This is a genomic window from Bradyrhizobium cytisi (genome assembly GCF_008123515.1).
GTDB classification, from domain to species: domain Bacteria; phylum Pseudomonadota; class Alphaproteobacteria; order Rhizobiales; family Xanthobacteraceae; genus Bradyrhizobium; species Bradyrhizobium cytisi.
This window is the reverse complement of the sequence record NZ_VSSR01000049.1, coordinates 1-1,684: the sequence shown is the minus strand read 5'-3', so window position 1 is coordinate 1,684 and position 1,684 is coordinate 1. Positions and strand designations below refer to the sequence as shown.

Genomic DNA, 1,684 nt, shown 5'->3' with positions numbered 1-1,684 from the left:
CGAAGATTCCATGGGGGGTGGATAGCGACCGAGTCTGGAGCCAGACTGGAGTTGCAAAACCACCCAACCTGGAGACACCGATGTTGCTCGATCATCCTTCCGACGGACCGACCGCTATCCGCACGCAGTTTGGCGCAATTTTTGTGTCTTTGGAACTGAGCCGTTCGACGTGGCTGATCACGTCACTTTCGCCTGGCAACGGCGAGAAGATGTCCAGACATAGCGTCTCGGCGAGCGATACGGCTGAGCTGATGAAGCTGTTTTCGGAACTCAAGCGCAAGGCGATGGCCCGGACCGGTCAGACCTATCCGATCATCACGATCCAGGAGGCGGGGCTGGAGGGGTTTTGGCTGCACCGGGTTATGCGACAGGAGGGGATCGAGAGCCACGTGGTCGATCCCGCCTCGATTGCGACGTCGCGACGGCGACGCCGGGCCAAGACCGACAGGCTCGATGGCGAGGCGCTGTTGCGGGCCCTTCTGGCCTACAAGCGCGGCGAGCCTCGGGTCTGCGCGATGGTGGCGGCCCCTTCGCCCGAAGAGGAAGATCGCCGTCGGCTGAGCCGCGAACGGCGGACATTGATTGCCGAGCGGATCGAGCATGTGAACCGGATCAAAGGCCTTCTGTTTGCACAGGGCATATCCGACTACGTGCCTTTGCGGCAGAACCGACGGATACGGCTCGCGGCCTTGCGGACCGGCGACGGACGGGAACTGCCGGCGCACTTGAAAGCGCAGATCAGCCGCGAACTCGACCGGCTTGAACTGTTACTCACCCAGATCAAGGCGGTCGAGGCCGAGCAGGATGCGTTGTTGGCTGCTGCCGCAAAGTTTGAAAGCGGGACGACGGAGCCGGTGGCGATGCTGTCGGCATTGAAGGCGATGGGGCCCAATTTTGCGATCATTCTCTGGTCGGAGGCCTTCTACCGGCAGTTCTCCAACCGGCGCCAGATCGCCGCCTATGCGGGTCTTGCGGCGACGCCGTGGCGCAGCGGAGGAATCGAGCGAGAGCAAGGGGTCTCGAAGGCCGGCAATCCGCGGCTTCGCACGACGATGATCCAGCTCGCCTGGCTCTGGGTGCGCCATCAGCCCAAATCGGCGCTGACACTCTGGTTCAAGGCCAACAGCCAGCGCGGCAGCAAGCGCATGATCGTTGCTCTGGCACGCAAGCTTCTGGTCGCTTTGTGGAAGTACGTTACCCATGGCGTCGTGATCGAGGGAGCCGTGATGAAGAGCGCAGCCTGAGATCGGGAGACCTCTCCCTAACCGACAACCCATCCGCCGGGGCCCGATCAGCCCCGGTCGATCCGGGTGGACGAACCGATGGATTGCATGGCTTCAAACGCCGCAACGAAGAATGGTCCCGTCCTCTCGAGCCTGCCCGCCGCAAGCGGAATGTTGGTGCAGTCGCTATCGCGCGACGACCGAATGTGAGTTTGATCTGGCACGTAAACCAGATTGCAGAACCGGCTCGAACCTTGGATCGCCGACGAAAAGGAGTGCTCTGAACCAGTCACGCCCGACCACCATAGCCTGATGGCGTGCTCGATCACCTCAAGGTCAAGCCGCTTCGCGGCGGCCCTGCGGGCCGACCTTGACCTGATCTCCGCGCGCCATCCTCACTGCTCCATGGTCGGGACGAAGAGCTGGCGTGCAATCGAACTAAGAGCTGAACAACCGCCTTG

General features: G+C 62.2%; 2 protein-coding genes. Both read left to right on the top strand.

What is annotated here, in order from left to right; genetic code table 11:
• The first annotated feature begins 80 nt into the window (after positions 1 to 80).
• A complete protein-coding gene (locus tag FXB38_RS28540) occupies positions 81 to 1,244 on the top strand; it encodes an IS110 family RNA-guided transposase (RefSeq protein WP_148754261.1) in 1,164 nt (387 codons plus the stop codon).
• A 213-nt stretch (positions 1,245 to 1,457) separates the two neighbouring features.
• Positions 1,458 to 1,684, top strand: a 227-nt coding sequence (locus tag FXB38_RS43480; RefSeq protein ID WP_210250956.1) for a hypothetical protein, incomplete at its 3' end; no start/stop codon positions are given.